Raw genomic sequence first — 13,194 nt, 5'->3', positions numbered from 1 at the left:
TCGGAACCTCGTCGGCCAAGCATCGTTGACGGGGCACAGCGATCTCGGCGGCGGTGACCGCGCAGAGCCGGCGCGCCGCTCCCTGCATCGCGTGACGCAAGAAGCCCACTCAAGAAGAACATCACCCGGAGAGATCCCGATGAAGACCGCTTTCGCCGCTTCTGTTCTCGCCGTGACCCTGGCGGTTCCCGCCCTGGCGCAGCAATCCGGCGACTTCCGCGAGATGGCGCTGATGTCGAACGCCTTCGAGGTGCGCTCCAGCCAGCTCGCCCTCGAGAAGAGCCGCAACCCGCGGGTGCGCGAATACGCCCGCGAGATGATCCGCGATCACCGCGCCGCCAACGTGGCGCTGCTCGGCGGGCGCGAGAACGTGGCCCGCGGCGGCGGGATCGGCGGTCTGGTCGAGGCGCCGTTCGCGATCGCCGGCGGCGCGGTCGGCGCGGCGACGGGCGCGGCGGCGGGCGTGGTCTCCGGCACCCTGCAGGGCGGTCCGGTCGGCGCGGTCGAGGGCCTCGGCGCGGGTGCGGCCCGCGGGGCGCAGGTCGGCGCGAACGCCTTCGATCCCGACGGCGACGTGACCACCACGGCGGCCACGAATGTGGTCCCTCTGAGCCCGCAGCAGCAGGCCATGCTGGCCGAACTCGCCGACACCCCGGCCGGTCCGCGCTTCGACCGCACCTACGCCCGCATGCAGGTGCAGTCGCACCAGATGGCGATCGCCTCGCATCAGGCCTACCTGCAGTCCGGCCCGAACCCGGCCCTGCGCAACTACGTCCAGCAGGTGATGCCCTCCATGCAGGAGCACCTCGCGATGGCGCAGCGCCTCCCCGGCGCGCGCTGAGCGCACACGACACCCGCGGGACAGGAACGGCGGGCCTCCGGGCCCGCCGTTTCCGTTCGGGGAGGCGACCCGCGCAGCCTCTCTCGCGCTCGGGATAATTCGGCAAGTCGCGGCACCCCGTCAGGCATCCGGGTCCTTTCGGGCCGGCAGACCGAGGAGGCCGTGCTGGCAATGCGCCGGTTCGCCGCAGGATCGGTGTCGGTTTTCCGGTGACAAAGCCGGCGCTTTGGCACAGGCCACGCTTGTTCCGCAGATGCCGCCCACCACCTGTGTGGCCGGAACGGCATGGCCGCAGGGGAAGTCGGCCGTCCGGTGCAGTCCGCCCGGCGGACGACCGGCCCCCGCGGAGGCCGTTCTGCGGACGAGTGTTCGAGCTACCCGACGATAGGAGCCAAGGATGACTGCTTTCCGGACCGCCGCCGTGCTGGCCGCCATGCTCGGGGTGCTGCCCGTGGGCCAAGCGATGGCCGCGAGCCCGGCCGCCGCGATCTCGGCCTACGATCCCGACAAGGACGGCACCCTCGATCTCGCCGAGGTGAAGGCGGCCGCGACCGCGCTCTTCGCCAGCCTCGATCCGGACAAGGACGGCACCCTGGACGCCAAGGAGCTGAAGGGCCGGGTCAGCGCCAAGGAACTCAAGGCCGCCGATCCGGACAAGGACGGCACCCTCGATCAGGCCGAGTTCCTGTCCATCGTCGAGGCCCGCTTCGCGGCGGCGAACCCGGACGGCGACACGACCATCGAGGCGAAGGAACTCGCCTCCAAGAAGGGCCGCGCCCTCCTGAAGCTGATGCAGTGACGCGAAGGATCCGGGGCGCCGGCCGCCGGTACCCCGGATCGCTCAGGCCCGACCGGCGCGCTGTATCGATCGCCGCCGGCTCAGCGTCCGCGGTAATGTCGCGGAATACCTGTACCTACGGCTATTGATTAATTTCTGCTCCTCAATTGCGTTTTAAACGTTCTTCGAGTGCTTCCGGTTGAAGCTTTGATCTTTTCCGTGCGTCGCCTCGAACGGCAAAGAGCAAAATACTCGCGGCACGGTTGATCAAAAGATCGTTCCAAGAGATGCACGAAGCCTTGATTTGGGCTGCCGCTAGGTCGGTTCTCGCGTCCATCCGGTGCGGGCATTCTGCCGATGTGCACAGGCTGGACTGCGGCGGGCGTAAGTTGACCGAGCCGATTAAGGCCTTGGCAAGCGTCGGGTGTCACGGTTCGGCCTCCGCACCCATGCAGCCGCGCGTGATACCTTGCTGTCGTTCCTCATCGATACGGGACATGGTGCGCGCCCCCTGGATGCCGGGCTGAGGCGCCGCGTCGAGGTCGAGCAGATCGACGTCGCGCTGCGGCTGGCGCCCTTCACCGTGCTGGTCAGCCTCAGCGTGGTCCAGGTCATCACGGTCCTGTTCTGGACGCCCGAGTTCCGCGGCTACGTGGCGGCGCTCGAAAGCCTGATCATGCCGCTGGCCGGGCTGGCGCTCGAACGCTGCTGGCGCTGGCGCACCCGACCCAAGCCGGACGCCGTCTCGGCGACCTTCGTGCGCGGGGTCCTGGCCGTCGCCTTCGCCTACGGGGCATTGCTCGCCTCGATCCCCGTCATGCTCTTCGTCGCGGCGGACGCGCCGCTGCGTCTGCTCATCGCCGCCTCCTGCGCCGGCCTGATCGCCACCGGCATGAGCGCGGCCGTGATGCCCGCCGCCGCGATCAGCTACTCGGGTCCGATCATCGTCGGCTCGTTCACCGCCCTCGCGATGACGGGGGACCTCTTCTACGTGAACGTCGGCGTGCTGCTGCTGTTCTACGCCGGCTTCATCCTGTTCACGATCCTGCACCTGAGCCGCCTCGTGACCGCGCGGGTGACGGCGCAGGCGGACCTCGAACGGCAGCAGGAACTCACCAACCTCCTGCTCAACGATTTCGAGGAGAGCGCGAGCGACTGGCTGTGGGAGACCGACCGCCGGCTGCGCCTGCAGCACGTCTCGGCCCGGCTGGTGCAGGTCGCCGACTCGTCCGAGCGCGAATTGCAGGGGCTGCCCCTGGAGCGGCTGTTTCGGCCGGCCGACGAGGCGGACCACCCGAGCCGGGTCCTGTGGGGCTACATCGTCGGACGCCAGACCTTCCGCAACTGCCTCCTGCCCGTCGACATCGCGGGCGAGACGCGCTGGTGGAGCCTCAGCGGCAAGCCGATCTTCGACCGGGGCGGCGCCTTCGCGGGCTATCGCGGCGTCGGATCGGACGTGACCGAGCGCAAGCGCTCGGAGGACCGCCTGTCCTACCTGGCGATGCACGATTCGCTGACGGAACTGCCCAACCGCGCCTCGCTCCAGCAGGCGCTGACGGCCGAGGCCGAGCGCATCCGCGCGGGCGGCGGCTTCGCGGTGCTCTGCCTCGACCTCGACGAGTTCAAGAGCGTCAACGACGCGTTCGGGCACGCCACGGGCGACGCCCTGCTGGAGGCCGTGGCGGCGCGCCTGCGGGCCGTCGCCGGGCCCGGTGCGCTGGTGGCGCGCCTCGCGGGCGACGAGTTCGCGATCCTGCACCGCGGCCCGGCGGAGCCCGCCCGGCCGGTCCTCGCCGATCTCGCCGCCCGGATCGTCGCCGCCTTGGCCGCGCCCTTCCCGATCGACGGCATCCGCATCAGCATCGGGGTCAGCATCGGCATCGCGGTGGCGCCCACCGACGGCACCCGCGAGATCATGCGGCTCGCCGACCTCGCCCTGTACCGGATGAAGGGCGAGGGACGGAACGGCTACCGCTTCTACGAGGCGGAGATGGACGAGCGGATCGAGGCGCGCCGGGCGCTCACCGCCGACCTGCGCGGGGCGCTGGAGCGCGACGAGTTCGAATTGTACTTCCAGCCGCTGGTCGGCGCGCGCCACGGCAGCATCCAGGGCTTCGAGGCGCTGCTGCGCTGGAAGCATCCGGTGCGCGGCTTCGTCTCGCCGGCCGAGTTCGTGCCGCTGGCGGAGGAGACCGGCGTCATCATCCCGCTCGGGGAGTGGATCATCCGCGAGGCCTGCCGCATCGCCGCGACCTGGCCGGCTCCGCTCAGCGTCGCGGTCAACGTATCGGGCATCCAGTTCCGGCATTCCGACCTGCCGGCGGTGGTCCGCCGGGCGCTCCGCGACAGCGGGCTCGCGCCCTCGCGGCTCGAACTCGAAGTCACCGAATCGGTCTTCCTCGAAGCCTCGTCCTCGGTGCACGACACCCTGCAGACGCTGCGCGACATGCGGGTGCGCCTGTCGCTCGATGATTTCGGCACCGGCTATTCCAGCTTGAGCTACCTGCGCCGCATCGCCTTCGACAAGGTGAAGATCGACCGCAGCTTCGTGCGCGACCTGCCGCAGGAGCGCAGCGACGTCGCCATCGTGCGGGCGATCGTCGAGCTCGCGACGAGCCTCGGCATGACCGCGACCGCCGAGGGCGTCGAGGACGAGGCGCAGCGCCAGTGCCTGATCCAGCAGGGCTGCCACCAGCTCCAGGGCTACCTGTTCAGCCGCCCGGTGCCCGCCGCCGAGGCCCTCGCGCTCGCCCGGCTCCCCGGGCCGCTCGCCACCCGCAGCCGCGCCGCCTGAGGGCGGACGCGCACGCGGCGTCCGGTGGCCCGGACGCCGCGCGCAGGAGCCGCGCGCGGTCGCGCGGATCTCACGAGGCCGTCGCGGCCTCGCCGATCATCAGGGCCGCCGCCGGAGACGCGGCGACCGAGCCGGCGAAGTAGGGCAGGAAGCCCTTGACGATCGAGCGCGGGATGTCGAGCGGCCGGTAATGCACCGTGTCCACGAACATCAGGGATTGCTCGCCGCGGCCGAGCAGGCCGTGCGTCTCGCTGTGGATCTCGTGCGCCAGGGTCACGAACTTCCGGCTGTGGGCGGAGATGCGGATGCGCACCACGATCGGCTCGAACTCCTTCGCCTCGCGCCGGAACTGGTGGTTGAAGTCCCGGGTCAGCACGTAGAAGTCCGTCGAGGCGAGGCTGAAATCCGGCATGCAGACGTTGAAGAACAGCTCCCGGGCCTTGCCCACCCAGCGCACGTAGTTGGCGAAGTAGATGTTTCCGACCGAGTTGGTGTCGTCGTAGGTCGGGGTCATGTGGAAGACGAACCACTGGCCGTCGAAGCCGTAGGACGAGGCGTGGTTCTCGTTGGCGAGGGTGACGAGGGCCGGCGCCGGCTCGGCCGGGGCGGGGACCGCCGCGACCGGGCGGGGGGCGTCCGCCGCCGGCTTGCGCCAGAGGCCCGCGAGCGTCGGGGCGGCGCCGACCAGCGCCAGCAGGGGAGCGGCCGTGGCCAGCAGCGGCGCCGGCCCGAGATAGCCGGCGAGGAAGATCAGCGCCGCGGCGAGCCCGAGCATCGCGCACAGGGTGCCGTCGTAGCGGCGCTCCGCCCCCAGCACCTCGCCGACGAGGCAGGCCGCGCCGCCGACGAGCAGCGTACAGAAGGGCAGCATCAGGTACATCATCGAGAGATTCGCACTGATCATCGCCACCGCGATGGCCAGGGCGGCCAGGATCAGCCAGAGCGGCGAGGACACGAGGCTCGGCGACACGAAGGCGAGGAGCGGCGACGAGCTGCGCGCCGTGAGCGAGGACATGAACCAGCGGATCGACGCGTAGGCGCTGTCGAGGGTCGAGGTGGCGGCGATGAGCGTCCAGACCAGGAAGGCGACGCCCGCGGCCGGCACCGCACCCGCCGCGACCGCCACCGCCGGCTGCGCGCCCGGCACGCCGTCCGCCGCCACGAATGCGGCGGCGGGGCCGGCCGCGGCCGCCAGGCAGGCGTTGAGGACGAGGAGCCCGAGGAAGAGCACGGCACCGACCCCGTAGGCGGTGCGCACCGAGCCGCCGCTCGCCCGGATCTCCACCGCGCGCTGCCATTGCTGGAGGTCGGTCCACGGCCCGAGCAGGAAGCCGACCAGGGAGGGCAGCACGAGGCCGTAGAAGCGCGCGTCGAAGGCCGCCACGGGCACCGCCGCCTCGGACGTGCCCTGGAGCGCCCCGAACGCCACGAGGGCCGCGCCGACCCCGAGCGCGAGGTAGGCCGCGTGCAGCCCGCGCAGGGCCTTGAGCCCGACCGCGTGACCGATCGCGCAGGAGCCGAGGATGACCACGCCCGCGATCAGCGCCGCCTCCGCGCCGAGCATCGGCCGCCACGCATAGGCGAGGAAGCCGAAGATGGTGATCGCCACCGCGGCGAGCTGGCAGAGCAGGAACACGCCCGCATAGGAGCCCTGGATGGTCTTGAGGATCTGGGCCGGGTCGCGTCCGGGGGCGCCCAAGACCCAGCCGAACAGGAAGAGCCCGAGCACGTTCGGTGCCGCGAAGCCCACGAAGCCGAGCCAGCCGTAGGTCAGCGTGACGTGGATCGCGTAGAAGAACCCGAGGCCCCAGAGCCACGACATCGCGATCGTCGGCGCCCAACTCACCGACCGCAGCGCATTTGCAGGCATGATCCCACACGTCCTGGTTAATGTTTCTTAACCGTAGCAGGTCCGGGGGACGTCCGAGAAGCCGGTTGCGAGCGAAATCACAACTAAATTTTAGGCATTCCCGAGGGTTTGTCTCGAAATGGGAACGAGTTTTACATATAAATCCACAGGTGCGCGAAGCTAGACCTTCGCCGCTTTCGTGCTACGATGCGGCCGGCGGAGCCTCGCGGATTCCCGCGCTACGCGAACATCCTCCGGCGCGATCAAACTGTAAAGTGCATTTCGCGCGTGGCCGTGTGGTCCGAGTGCGGATGGCCCGGAGTTTGCGGATGGCCGATGCGGGTCGCGGCGTCGCGACCGACCGGGATCCGCCTGCCATGAACCGCTTCACCGGCTTCCTCCTCGCGAGTCTCGCCGCCGTGCCGGCGCAGGCCGCCGAGAGCGTCCTGCGCATCGCCATGACGGCGGCCGACACGCCCACCGCGACCGGCATGCCGAACAACGGCTTCGAGGGGATGCGCTTCCTCGGCTACCCGGTCTTCGAGGGGCTGGTGCTGTGGGACCTCACGCGCACCGACCGGCTCGCCACCTTGCGCCCCGGCCTCGCCGAGCGGTGGGAGCAGGCCCCCGACGACAAGCGCGTCTGGCTCTTCCACCTGCGACAGGGCGTGACCTTTCACGACGGCAGCCCGTTCGACGCCGACGCGGTGATCTGGAACCTCGACCGCTACTTCAAGGCGGATGCCAAGCAGTACGAGCCGCCCGCCGCCGGCATCACCCGCGCCCGCGCCCCCCTGCTCGAATCCTACCGGAAGATCGACGAGCGCACGGTCGCCATCACCACGACGGTGCCGGCCTCCTACTTCCCCTACATGGCGGTCTACATCCTGTTCACCTCGCCGGCCTCGTTCGAGCGGGCGGGGCGGGACTGGGCCAGGGTCGGCACGCTGCCGGCGGCGGGCACCGGCCCGTTCCGCATCGCCCGCGTGGCGCCCCGCGAGGCGGTCGACCTCGTCCGTCACGACGGCTACTGGGACCCGGCCCGCCGGTCGAAGCTCGACCGGGTGCGGCTGATGCCGATTCCGGAGGCGAATGCCCGCATCGCGGCCTTGCGCGCGGGCCAGGTGGACTGGATCGAGGCGCCCGCGCCGGACGGCATCCCGTCGCTGCGGCAGGCCGGGTTCGCCATCACGACCGGGTCCTACCCGCATGTCTGGCCGTGGTTCTACAACATCGGCGCGCCGGCCAGCCCCTTCCGGGACGTGCGGGTGCGTCAGGCGCTCAACTACTGCGTCGACCGCGACGCCGTGGTGGGGTTCCTGAACGGCACCGCCGAGCCCTCGGTCGGCTGGCTCAAGAAGAGCGATCCGAACTTCGGCGCCCCGCAGCACCGCTACGGACTCGATCCGGGCAAGGGCCGGGCGCTCCTCAAGGAGGCGGGCTACGGGCCGGGCCGGCCGCTCGCCTTCCCGGTCATGATCTCGACCTCGGGCTCGGGCCAGATGCAGCCCCTGCCGATGAACGAGTTCCTGCAGGAGAACCTGAAGCAGAATTGCGGGGTCGACGTCACGTTCAACGTGGTCGAGTGGCAGGTGCTGCTCACCGCCGGGCGCTCCGCCCCGGATGCCCCGGCCCTCCAGGGAGCGCTCGCGCTCAACGTCAGCTCGCCCTCCTCGGACGTGAGCGTGATGGCGCGCTACTTCTCCTCCGCGAACCTCTCCCCGAAGGGGTTCAACTTCGCGCAGTGGAAGGACGAGGCGTTCGATGCGACGCTCCGGACGCTCTCCGAATCCACCGACCCGCGGGAGATCGCCGCGGCGACCCGGGCGGCCCACGAGCGCCTCGTGGACGATCCGCCCTGGCTCTACATCGTCCACGATCTCAACCCGCGGGCGATGTCGCCCCGGGTGAAGGGCTTCGTCTCTCCGCAATCGTGGTTCGTCGACCTGACCCTCGTGAGCCTGCAGTAGGATTCATGACAGACGCTTCTCCCGCCGAATCCGATCCCGCCCTGCTCTCGGCCGCCGGCCTCGGGCGGGCGATCGCCGCCCGGAGGCTCTCGCCGGTGGACGCCGTCGAGGCGCTGCTCGCCCGCATCGGCCGGCTCGATCCGCGCCTGCACGCCTTCGTGGAGGTCTATGCCGACGACGCGCGGCTGGCCGCCGAGGGAGCCGACCGGGCGATCCGCTCAGGCCACGCGGTCGGGCCGCTGCACGGGGTGCCGGTGGCGCTCAAGGACCTGATCGACGTCGAGGGCCGCGTCACCACGGGCGGCTCGCACACGATGCGGGAGCGGCGCGCCACCGCGACCGCCACCATCGCCAAGCGCCTGATCGCCCAGGGGATGATCCTCATCGGCAAGACCCACACGGTGGAGTTCGCTCTCGGCGGCTGGGGCACCAACCGGCGCATGGGCACCCCCGTCAATCCCTGGGACCCGGAGCATCCCCGCGCGCCGGGCGGATCGAGCAGCGGCTCGGGGGTCGCGGTGGCGGGCCGGATGGCGCCCTGGGCGATCGGCACCGACACGGGCGGCTCGGTGCGGCTGCCGGCCTCGTTCTGCGGCATCACCGGGCTCAAGGTCACGGTGGGGCGGGTGAGCACGCACGGGGTGCTGCCGCTCTCCACCACCCTCGACACGCCCGGGCCGATGGCCCGCACCGTCGAGGACGTGGCGCTCCTCTACGGCGTGATGCAGGGACCCGATCCCCTCGACCCCAACACCCGCGGGATCGCCCCCGCCGACCCAATGCCCTCCCTCGACCGGGGCGTGCGGGGCCTGCGCCTCGGGCGGATGCCCGCCGCCGAGCGCGAGGGCGTGGCGCCCGAGATGCTCGCCGCCTACGACCGCGCCCTCGACAGGCTGGAGCGGCTCGGCGCCGAGATCGTGGACGTCGCGCTGCCGTTTCGGTTCGTCGACTTCGTCAACGCCTCGGCGATCCTCCACGCCGAGGCCTACTTCCACAACGGCGCGGTGGCGGAGGACTTTTCCGCGCCCCTCGACGAGGACGTGCGCGCGCGCATCCTGTCGGGCGCGTCGATCTCGGCCCGGGACTACCTGCGCACCCGGCGCCTGCAGCAGGACATGAAGCGGGCGCTCGACCGGGCCTTCGCGGGGCTCGACGCGCTCCTCACCCCCACCACCGAGACGGCGGCCCCGCGCCTCGACGCGGTGGACCAGGCGGTGATGCCCTCGCGCTTCACCCGCTTCGGCAACTTCCTCGATCTCTGCGCGCTCGCCCTGCCGAGCGGCTTCACCGCCGAGGGGATGCCGCTCTCGCTCCAGATCGTCTGCCGCGGCTACGAGGAGACGATGGCCCTGCGCGTGGGCCAGGCCTACCAGCAGGCCACCGACTGGCACCTGCGCCTGCCGCCATTGTGAGCGCGGACCGGCGCGGCGGGCCGGATGCTCCGCCGCGCCATGTCTCTCCGCCACGACGGAACGCCCGGCGAGCGCCTTGCATTCCGGTCCGCATGGGATTATCTGTTCACCAACAGTTCTGTTCGCGGTCGATGATCGCGGTGCGGGAGTGGGCCCCCCGGGGTCCGCTCTTTTTTATTGCCGCAAGCTCATCGGCGCGGGCGGGACCGCCCCCGATCGCCAGGACGTCACCGCCGGGATCCATGACCGACGCCCCAGACCAGCCCCCGGGCGAGAAGCGCCTGATCACCGAGACCGGCGTGGCCGCGCGCGTGGCGCAGATCGTCGAGCCCTCCCTCGAAGGCCTGGGCTTCCGCCTCGTGCGCGTGAAGGTCACGGGCCAGAACGGCTGCACGGTGCAGATCATGGCCGAGCGGCCGGACGGCACCATGACGGTGGAGGATTGCGAGGCGGTGAGCCGCACGATCTCGCCGCTTCTCGACGTCGACGACCCGATCGGCCGGGCCTACCACCTGGAGATTTCTTCGCCGGGAATCGACCGGCCGCTGGTGCGGGCGCAGGACTTCGCCCGCTGGGCCGGTTACGAGGCCAAGGTGGAGCTCAGCGTGCCGCTGGACGGGCGCAAGCGCTTCCGGGGCATCATCCGGGCGCCCGAGGGCGCGACGGTCCGCATCGACCTTCCCGACGTCAAGGAAGGGCTGCCGGCCTCCTACGACCTGCGGCTCTCCGACATCGGCGAGGCGCACCTCGTGCTCACCGACGATCTCGTCCGCGAATCCCTGCGCCGCGGCTCCGCGCCGCCCGGGGACGACGAGGAGGACGAGGACGACGGCGCGGAGGCGCCGACCGCGCACTGACCGCGAAGGATCAGGCCGGGGCGCCCGGCCAGGGCACCCTGCAACCAAGACACCTCGCCAAGACACCCTGCAACGAAGACACCGCACATCAGCGCCGCGCCGTCGCCGCGGCCACGAAGACACAAGGGAAGGATTGCACTCATGGCCGTCGTCAGTGCCAACCGGCTCGAACTCCTGCAGATCGCCGACGCCGTCGCCCGCGAGAAGGTGATCGACCGTTCGATCGTGATCGGGGCGATGGAGGAGGCCATCGCCAAGGCGGCCCGCTCCCGCTACGGCGCCGAGACGGACGTCCACGCCGAGATCGATCCCCGCACCGGGGCGCTGCGCCTGTCGCGCCACCTGCTCGTCGTCGAGCAGGTCGAGAACGACGCCCGCGAGATCGACCTCGAGACCGCGCGCCGCCACAACCCGGCCGCCCAGGTCGGGGACGTGATCGCCGACACCCTGCCGCCCTTCGATTTCGGCCGCGTCGCCGCCCAGTCGGCCAAGCAGGTCATCGTCCAGAAGGTGCGCGACGCCGAGCGCGACCGCCAGTACGAGGAGTACAAGGACCGCATCGGCGAGGTCGTGAACGGCCTCGTGAAGCGCGTCGAGTACGGCAACGTCATCGTCGATCTCGGCCGCGGCGAGGGCATCGTGCGCCGCGACGAGGGCATCCCGCGCGAGACCTTCCGGCCGGGCGACCGCATCCGCTCCTACCTGTTCGACGTGCGCCGCGAGGTGCGCGGGCCGCAGATCTTCCTCTCGCGCTCGCACCCGCAGTTCATGGCCAAGCTCTTCGCCCAGGAAGTGCCGGAGATCTACGACGGCATCGTCGAGGTGAAGGCGGTGGCGCGCGATCCGGGCTCGCGGGCCAAGATCGCCGTGATCTCGCGCGATTCCTCCATCGATCCGGTCGGCGCCTGCGTGGGCATGCGCGGCTCGCGCGTCCAGGCCGTGGTGGGCGAATTGCAGGGCGAGAAGATCGACATCATCCCCTGGTCGCAGGATCAGGCCACCTTCATCGTCAACGCCCTCCAGCCCGCCGAGGTGGTCAAGGTGGTGCTCGACGAGGAGGCTGACCGCATCGAGGTCGTGGTGCCCGACGACCAGCTCTCGCTGGCCATCGGCCGGCGCGGCCAGAACGTGCGGCTCGCCTCGCAGCTCACCGGCTGGGACATCGACATCCTGACCGAGGCCGAGGAGTCGGAGCGCCGCCAGAAGGAGTTCGTCGAGCGCACCAACGCCTTCATGGAGGCGCTGGACGTCGACGAGACCGTGGGGCAGCTCCTGTCGGCGGAAGGGTTCCGCTCGGTGGAAGAAATCGCCTACACGGAGCCCGGCGACATCGCCAACATCCAGGGCCTCGACGAGGAGACCGGGGCCGAGATCCAGAGCCGCGCCCAGGACTACCTCGCGCGCATCGAGGCCGAGAACGACGCCCGCCGCCGCGAACTCGGCGTCGAGGACGAGCTGCGCGAGATCGACGGCATCACCACGCCGATGCTGGTGGCGCTCGGCGAGAACGAGGTGCGGACCATCGAGGATCTGGCGGGCTGCGCCACCGACGACCTCGTCGGCTACACCGAGGGGCGCGGGCCGGAGGCGGTGCGCCACGCCGGCTACCTCGACGGGTTCGACCTCTCGCGCGCCGAGGCGGAGGCGATGATCGTCGCGGCCCGCGTGAGCGCCGGCTGGATCGAGGCCCCGCCCGAGGCGCCCGCCGAGGACGAGCAGGCCCTGGAGGAGGCCGAGGGCGAGCCGACCTGACGATTCACATCACCCGCAGAAAATGGCGCGGATCCCGCGCCGTCCGCGCTCAACCTGTTGACCCTCCCGATGTCCGCAACCGACGCCCCCGCCGACGACCTGCCGCCCGACATCCTCGATGCCGGGATCGGGCGCGGCCGCGCGCATGCGGAGCGGACCTGCCTCGTCACGCGCGAGTCGCAGAATCCCGCTGGCCTGATCCGCTTCGCGCTCGGGCCCGACGGGACGGTGGTGCCCGACCTCAAGGCCCGCCTGCCGGGCCGGGGAGCCTGGGTCACGGCGACGCGCGCGGCGGTGGGCGAGGCGGTGCGCCGCCGCCTGTTCCAGCGCGCCTTCAAGGCGAAGCACGCGGTCGCCGGCCCCGATCTCGCGGATGTGATCGAGGCCGCCCTGCGCCACGACCTGCGCCAGGCGCTGGCGCTCGCCAACAAGGCGGGCTGCGTCGTCACGGGCTTCACCAAGGTTGAGAGCGCGGTGGAGAGCCGGGCGGGCGTCGCCGCCCTCGTGCACGCGAGCGACGCGAGCCAGGACGGGCGGCGCAAACTGGCCCAGGCATTGCGCCGCCGCTACGGCGATGCCATATCGGGCATCCCGGTGGTGGACGACATGTCCAGCGAAGAATTGGACATGGCCTTGGGCCGGGATCATGTGATACACGCTGCCCTCGTCGCGGGAGCCGGCACTGCCGGCTTGCTCGCGCGTTGGCGTCGGCTCCGTGCCTTTCGCGGCGCGGCGGCGATGCCCGGGGATGTCGGACCGGCGCCGAGCGGCGCCGACGCGGCGCTCCCGGACGACAGTCCAGGCGGATGCGACAGTGTCTGTGACCGGCCCCCGGAAGGCCGGTGATTGAGTGAATGGCAGGGATCGGCCTGGTCGGCCCGTTCCCGGGATGCAGGTGGGAGGCGGCCTCCGGGAGGCCGGATCCCGGGACGATTGAGAAC

8 protein-coding genes and 1 pseudogene are annotated in these 13,194 nt (G+C 71.1%); 8 read left to right on the top strand and 1 reads right to left on the bottom strand.

The features are described 5' to 3' along the window. Positions 1 to 139: 139 nt before the first annotated feature. The 3 genes from ACKUB9_RS02910 to ACKUB9_RS02900 all read left to right on the top strand — a co-directional run bounded on the left by ACKUB9_RS02910 (position 140) and on the right by ACKUB9_RS02900 (position 4,413). Complete coding sequence (locus tag ACKUB9_RS02910) at positions 140 to 841, top strand: DUF4142 domain-containing protein (protein WP_407519275.1); 702 nt, start codon at positions 140 to 142, stop codon at positions 839 to 841. Between the two features lie 397 nt (positions 842 to 1,238). After that, positions 1,239 to 1,640 carry a lanmodulin LanM gene (gene lanM, locus ACKUB9_RS02905; protein ID WP_407519273.1) on the top strand — a complete coding sequence of 134 codons (402 nt, stop codon included), beginning with the start codon at positions 1,239 to 1,241 and terminating at the stop codon, positions 1,638 to 1,640. Between the two features lie 448 nt (positions 1,641 to 2,088). After that, positions 2,089 to 4,413: a putative bifunctional diguanylate cyclase/phosphodiesterase gene (locus ACKUB9_RS02900; protein ID WP_407519271.1), complete on the top strand. Its 2,325-nt coding sequence runs from the start codon at positions 2,089 to 2,091 to the stop codon at positions 4,411 to 4,413. Between the two features lie 70 nt (positions 4,414 to 4,483). On the opposite strand, the gene ACKUB9_RS02895 is transcribed toward ACKUB9_RS02900, so the two are convergent. Then, on the bottom strand, positions 4,484 to 6,283 hold the full coding sequence (locus ACKUB9_RS02895; RefSeq protein ID WP_407519269.1) for an acyl-CoA thioesterase: 1,800 nt from the start codon (positions 6,281 to 6,283) through the stop codon (positions 4,484 to 4,486). 356 nt (positions 6,284 to 6,639) lie between these two features. On the opposite strand from ACKUB9_RS02895, the gene ACKUB9_RS02890 reads away from it, so the two are divergent. The 5 genes and pseudogenes from ACKUB9_RS02890 to ACKUB9_RS02870 all read left to right on the top strand — a co-directional run bounded on the left by ACKUB9_RS02890 (position 6,640) and on the right by ACKUB9_RS02870 (position 13,099). Then, positions 6,640 to 8,232 carry an ABC transporter substrate-binding protein gene (locus tag ACKUB9_RS02890; protein WP_407519267.1) on the top strand — a complete coding sequence of 531 codons (1,593 nt, stop codon included), beginning with the start codon at positions 6,640 to 6,642 and terminating at the stop codon, positions 8,230 to 8,232. Between the two features lie 5 nt (positions 8,233 to 8,237). Beyond that, on the top strand, positions 8,238 to 9,644 hold the full coding sequence (locus tag ACKUB9_RS02885; RefSeq protein WP_407519265.1) for an amidase: 1,407 nt from the start codon (positions 8,238 to 8,240) through the stop codon (positions 9,642 to 9,644). Between the two features lie 242 nt (positions 9,645 to 9,886). Then, positions 9,887 to 10,486 (top strand): annotated as a pseudogene (gene rimP, locus ACKUB9_RS02880) (ribosome maturation factor RimP); the annotation flags it as partial. Between the two features lie 156 nt (positions 10,487 to 10,642). Then, positions 10,643 to 12,253 (top strand): transcription termination factor NusA, encoded by a 1,611-nt coding sequence (gene nusA, locus ACKUB9_RS02875; protein ID WP_407519263.1) that lies wholly within the window; start codon positions 10,643 to 10,645, stop codon positions 12,251 to 12,253. Positions 12,254 to 12,322: 69 nt separating this feature from the next. Beyond that, positions 12,323 to 13,099, top strand: coding sequence for an RNA-binding protein (locus ACKUB9_RS02870; protein WP_407519262.1), 777 nt, complete (start codon positions 12,323 to 12,325; stop codon positions 13,097 to 13,099). The last annotated feature ends 95 nt before the right edge of the window (positions 13,100 to 13,194 follow it).

Source organism: Methylobacterium oryzisoli, assembly GCF_046557895.1.
GTDB classification, from domain to species: domain Bacteria; phylum Pseudomonadota; class Alphaproteobacteria; order Rhizobiales; family Beijerinckiaceae; genus Methylobacterium; species Methylobacterium oryzisoli.
Note: the sequence above shows the minus strand (reverse complement) of the source record. Positions and strands in the feature narration are given on the sequence as shown.

What these genes read in the sequence shown, in the direction of transcription:
- ACKUB9_RS02910 (WP_407519275.1), top strand. Translation starts at nt 140, where the DNA reads ATGAAGACCGCTTTCGCCGCTTCTGTTCTCGCCGTGACCCTGGCGGTT.
- lanM (WP_407519273.1), top strand. Translation starts at nt 1,239, where the DNA reads ATGACTGCTTTCCGGACCGCCGCCGTGCTGGCCGCCATGCTCGGGGTG.
- ACKUB9_RS02895 (WP_407519269.1), bottom strand. Translation starts at nt 6,283, where the DNA reads ATGCCTGCAAATGCGCTGCGGTCGGTGAGTTGGGCGCCGACGATCGCG.
- ACKUB9_RS02890 (WP_407519267.1), top strand. Translation starts at nt 6,640, where the DNA reads ATGAACCGCTTCACCGGCTTCCTCCTCGCGAGTCTCGCCGCCGTGCCG.
- ACKUB9_RS02885 (WP_407519265.1), top strand. Translation starts at nt 8,238, where the DNA reads ATGACAGACGCTTCTCCCGCCGAATCCGATCCCGCCCTGCTCTCGGCC.
- nusA (WP_407519263.1), top strand. Translation starts at nt 10,643, where the DNA reads ATGGCCGTCGTCAGTGCCAACCGGCTCGAACTCCTGCAGATCGCCGAC.
- ACKUB9_RS02870 (WP_407519262.1), top strand. Translation starts at nt 12,323, where the DNA reads ATGTCCGCAACCGACGCCCCCGCCGACGACCTGCCGCCCGACATCCTC.